5 protein-coding genes are annotated in these 5,181 nt (G+C 35.6%); 2 read left to right on the top strand and 3 right to left on the bottom strand.

What is annotated here, in order from left to right; all coding sequences use genetic code 11:
* Positions 1–283, bottom strand: a 283-nt coding sequence (locus J8H85_RS18650; protein ID WP_317195032.1) for an IS110 family transposase, incomplete at its 3' end; no start/stop codon positions are given.
* Between J8H85_RS18650 and J8H85_RS19240 the strand changes: the two genes are divergently transcribed.
* Positions 218–388 (top strand): integrase core domain-containing protein, encoded by a 171-nt coding sequence (locus J8H85_RS19240; protein WP_209657191.1) that lies wholly within the window; start codon positions 218–220, stop codon positions 386–388. The genes J8H85_RS18650 and J8H85_RS19240 overlap by 66 nt on opposite strands.
* 512 nt (positions 389–900) lie before the next feature.
* Positions 901–1,242 (top strand): hypothetical protein, encoded by a 342-nt coding sequence (locus J8H85_RS18660; protein WP_209657193.1) that lies wholly within the window; start codon positions 901–903, stop codon positions 1,240–1,242.
* A 675-nt stretch (positions 1,243–1,917) separates the two neighbouring features.
* On the opposite strand, the gene J8H85_RS18665 is transcribed toward J8H85_RS18660, so the two are convergent.
* Positions 1,918–4,473, bottom strand: coding sequence for a hypothetical protein (locus J8H85_RS18665; protein ID WP_209657195.1), 2,556 nt, complete (start codon positions 4,471–4,473; stop codon positions 1,918–1,920).
* A gap of 50 nt (positions 4,474–4,523) precedes the next feature.
* Positions 4,524–5,181, bottom strand: a 658-nt coding sequence (locus tag J8H85_RS18670) for a hypothetical protein (protein WP_209657197.1), incomplete at its 5' end; no start/stop codon positions are given.

Genomic DNA, 5,181 nt, shown 5'->3' on the forward strand with positions numbered 1-5,181 from the left:
GAACCGTTACTCCAAAATAGAGCAGCTGCATTTTTATATAACTTTTTACGCGCCTAAAATCCTTAACCAAATCGTTGCGCCTTCTAAAAAGGCTTCGCAGCTGCTCACGTGCTACTTCCGGAACATGAATACTGTCCAATCTTCCATCCTTGAGTTCTCGTGCTATCAATTGCGCATCAATTTTATCTGTTTTGGTGAAGCGTTCTTTGCCTTTCCTGTGAATGTCTGCGGGATTCTTAAAGATGAATTTTATCTCGACCAAACCTTTACAAATATAGCGCACGCGAAAAGAGCTACAAAAAACGCCATTAATTTATACAACGAAATAAGATTACACTTATCTTTAGACTTTAAAACACCAAATATGGTATACAAATTAACAGCGTAAATCAATTTTTAACCTGTAGCCATATTTCAGGACTAGACAGTCTATGAAGGTATCCAAAATGTGTGGGAGGTTAGAATGAAGCGTGCAGCATATCTACTATCTATTTTAGATAGTATCGAACCCACAGAAGATATCACTTCCAGACTAATGACTATGCACTATGCCATGGAGCAGGTTTGCCTAGGGCTCTTGTACACATTTTGGGAGTTCAAGCCACAACACTATGCGCTGTCCTATATGCTACACCTATGCAGCCATTTCTGCAACTTGCCACAGACCCTATTTCCCAAGGATACCTATGGACTTCACCGTATGTATTATATGCTATGCAATGCCCACCACATCATGCGCTTTAAGGCAGAAAATGAATTCTCGGACAGGGACTCTGACAAAGCCTTTAATCGTTGTGAAAAGTTCTATGAGGAAGCCCGAATCTTAGGGAACGAACACCTGGCACAGCTCAAGGAAATATATTGTAATACACCTGTATCTGAATTCTTAAAATCAAGCTAATGAAAAGAAAAAACAAACTAAAGGCAATCGAAAAGAACATTCAAAATTTTCCTGGTACATCTACGGAATCCTATGGAAACAGAATTCGGAAAACCATAGGATTCGAAGTGTTGGATCACGAGGACATCACCAGCAGCATTTCTGCGCTCTTGGAAGTTTGCTATTATGCCTTGGATGGCAATGGAAGTTTTATATCTCCAAAGCATCAAAATAAAAACCCAATATCCAGTGTTACTAAGGTAATTGAAATAATCATTGATTTATTGCCACATGATCAAATGTTCTGTTTGGATAGAATAGAACAAATTGTTTCCAAAAAAGAAAAACCTTCAAACAAATAAACACTTTTAGATAAACCCTTAATACGGTTTGATCCAAAATAAAAAAATCATTTACTTATTATATCTTGAGCGTTTTTCATTTTTAAAAAAATTGATTAAACAGAATGTTAATGGTAGTTCCATAAATAGACAGCTGAATAAAAATAATAAACATTTACTTATCATTCCATTTACTTCATAAAGCGCCTTCACACCTTTTCAGTAACCTATACTAAAATGCATTAAAAGTAATGACTTAAAAAAGGGAATGTTCTAAAGGTTATACAGTTTGTCACCTATGAATTTTAAAACTTCGTAAAGTGATTTGTTTAAAAAGCTTATCTATTCCCAAGTTACAATACATATTTGATAGGAAAAATTTAATACCAACAACTGATGATGAAGGATATCTACTCCTATTTCAGGATTGTGTGCAAGATTTTTTTAGAGAAGCGCTATTCCTGAAATGTATTTTTTTGCGCACGAAAGGGAATGGCTCCAAGAGGCTCACTTTGTCCGTCCTATATCCCTTAAGGTGAACTTTGAAAACTAAATAAATTGTCCGCAAATAGCATCAAATTAGGTACTATAAGCTAAACTTTATAGAGGTGCGAATTCGATCCGTAAAAAATTCAATGCTCTTCTTAATCCTTATTCCGTCTTCCAGTTCTAATGGTTCGTTATCCTAAAAATCAATTAATTTACTTCTAAAATATTAACATGATCTACAGATATTGAAGAATTCAAACCTTTTAATTTAATGGTATTATTCCCTTTATCTAACTGAACTATAACTCTATCCCAAGCCCATGACCCTTCATTTCCTGTTTTCCAAACACCTAGACTATCCGCAGGTTTTCCGTTTATTATAAGGGGTAAGGTAAATTCACCACTGGATAGAGAATAGCGAAATTCGAGAATATATCTCCCTTCTTCTTTCACATTATAATTCCATGAAATTTCAGGAACAACATCAGAAAAACTAACATAGGTGATAGCCGTACCTCCATTTTTAATGGTAGCAGACACCTTACTTTTCAACTGATTTTCTGCCTCTAAAACAACACCTCCTTTTGTTGGAGGAACAACGACCACAACTTCTTGATTTTTCAAAATGGTTGGATCTTTTAGCACTTCATCATAAATCTCGCGCCAATCCATCCATCCTGCTCTTCCTAATAATTGTGGCTTATATTGACTACTAGAAATTGAAGCATATTTACGCCAATGTTCCGCAGCAATTTGTAAATGTTTAAATGCTTGCAATGAGTCTGTAGATTTATTATCAGCAGCCATAAACTTTTCGGCATAATAATTACCAAGATGTGCCATGGCCTCTATATCTCCAGCTAGCAGACGTAAGTCTTTATCCAAACTCCCCCATATTTTATTTATATGCGTTAAAACAAATGAAGCATATTCCTTAAGCGTTTTGGCAACACTAGAATTTCCAGCGCCCCATTCTTTTTCATTTATATAATGAAACCCTTCTTTAGCCTTACAATACTCCACACTCCATTGATAATCCCATGAGTGGTAATGTCCTTTATTTACTGTAGGAATTATTTTTGAAGCTTCTTGCCATACTTTTAACAGCAATTCCGCATTTACACCAGGGTATTTATTTTGCACAAGCTTTTCAATGTGCTTGTTACTAATTTCATTATTATACCCCATTCTACCCCACAATAGGTAGGACAACCAATGTTTTTCTATTTCAAGTTCCCGAGGTGCATTGGCTTCAGTACTACTAAACTCTCTGCCCCAAGCATATCCATCGGATCCCATATGAAACCCGATTGTTTGACCATTTCCAGGGAAATTATTTATAAATTCTCTTACGTAATCTGCATCAGCCCATCTAAAGTTAAAAATATCATCGTTGCGTAAATTCCACCAAAATTGCATGCCTTCAGGGAGACTTTCCAAAGCATTATTAGCAAACTGTGGGTTCGTTTCAGAATATAAACGTGCCTCACTGTATTTAAAACTAAAATCGAAAATTACATCATCGTCAAAGCCTTTGAAATGGTTTAATATCTCAGGTATTTCACTCCACCAATAACGATGTATAAAACGATATACGCGATCAGTGCTATCGGCCGATTTTGCATCCATTAATCCTGCTCCATAGGTTTTCCATAACCAGTCTTCCTTTTCTGCAACTGTAGCTCCATGCATGCCTTCACCTGCTGTTACCCCAATACCTCCTAATAAAGGATACGTTTCAAATAGGCTGCGAACACTTTTTCTAAAATAATCAATGGTGGTTTTGTTTTCCATGTCAGCTGTTATTCCATAATGCTCACCAGCAGAAGACACAAAAACATTCCATGTAATTATATGAAACTCAATACCTCTGTCGTGGGCATATTGCATAACATCTTGCCAGAATTTTATCTTATCATCAATCCTAATTTCCTTAATTGTTTCAAGGGAATCCATAGCCTGTTTGTTGTACATATTCGTACCCGGATTTTTATAGTTTATATACCATGCCTTCCAATTAATGGTTGATCTTTTTACATCATCTAAAGCCACATCAGGATACTCTGGAACTTTAACCATGGATGGAAATGGATGTAAATTCCATAGTGTAATAACGTTATATCTATGTCTTGCTAGCAAATCGAGTTGTTGCGTCCAAAAATCCCAACTCCACATTTCTTTTATATTTTCTTGAGCGGAATTACCAGCATCGGCATAACTAGGAGTACGCGCATCTAAAGGGATATTCAGTTTTATTCCTCGCTTTTCAAGATGTGGATTTTGTATTTTTTCTGTTATTGAAGCTAATCCATCCAATGTGATAATTTCTGTTATTTCTAAACCACCGTACATAACTCCCTTGGCATCGGCCCCTATAATCCAGAAAGTTTTACTATTCTGTTTAGTTGTTAGCAAAATACTATATCCTTCAGCCTTAAGTACTGTAGGCACCGTTTTTCCCGTTTCTTGCAACACTTTTATAACTCCACTATCCTCTAAAGTTGCCAGTACAATGTGCACATCTCCAGTGGTCATAGCTAGCTGAGATAAAGGAGACTCTGTTACTTTATGGCTTCGTAAACTTAATGCTTGCTTAAGATCTCCAACTGCAAATGATATCATACCATTGCTTGAATCACTTATTATATCTACATCAACGGTTTGTGCTGAAAAAACCACGGAATAGAGTGCTATAAAAATGAAGATTGTTTTTACAGAAAACTGTTTGATAATGAGCAATATGTTATTGTATCTTCTTTGCATTGGTATATATTTTAAAAAACTTACAAGCTCGTTTAACCGTTAATTGAATATTACTTTAATCCACCTGTAATTTCTTCCAATTTATTGAAGAAGGAATTTTTACGAGGCGAACTTATTTGCCAATTTACAGGCACTGACTGAAACCCTTGTTCATAGTCTTCTCCTTTCATTCTAAAATCAAAATATCCCCATGATGCATACGCTTTTATTGCTTCTACCATGTTATTACTTGGCTTGTCAAAATCGAAATGATCATCCTCATTAAAAACAATCGGCATGGGTGTATACCCGTTGACTATTTTTGTTTGGGCTACCATTTCTGCAATACGTTTTGGGTCTTTAACAGAGTTCCCATGTAACAATATAAAATCGGATTCATTAACCACATTCGGTGTTGGGACTTTTCCTCCTGAAAAACTGGTTCCTACTAAATAGCGATAGCCGTTTTTTTCTTTGGATTTTACTCGTTTTATCAATTCATCAACCCGTTTATCTGTCAAGATTTCGTGATCATAATGTATATCACATTCATTATTCAATTCAATGATAACATTTCGGTACTCCTTTTCAAATAACCAATTTATGGTATTATCGACGGCTTTAATAATAGCCGCTTCGTCCTTAATGTATTCATCTTGACCAAAATAGAAAATGCCCAAAATAACCACCATCCCTTTTTCATTGGCGCGATCCAATATTTTTTCCAAA

The organism is Mariniflexile gromovii (assembly GCF_017814435.1).
Taxonomy (GTDB): Bacteria; Bacteroidota; Bacteroidia; order Flavobacteriales; family Flavobacteriaceae; genus Mariniflexile; species Mariniflexile gromovii.

Excerpts from the sequence above, each read along its gene's own strand:
- J8H85_RS18660 (WP_209657193.1), top strand. The coding sequence starts at position 901 with ATGAAAAGAAAAAACAAACTAAAGGCAATCGAAAAGAACATTCAAAAT.
- J8H85_RS18665 (WP_209657195.1), bottom strand. The coding sequence starts at position 4,473 with ATGCAAAGAAGATACAATAACATATTGCTCATTATCAAACAGTTTTCT.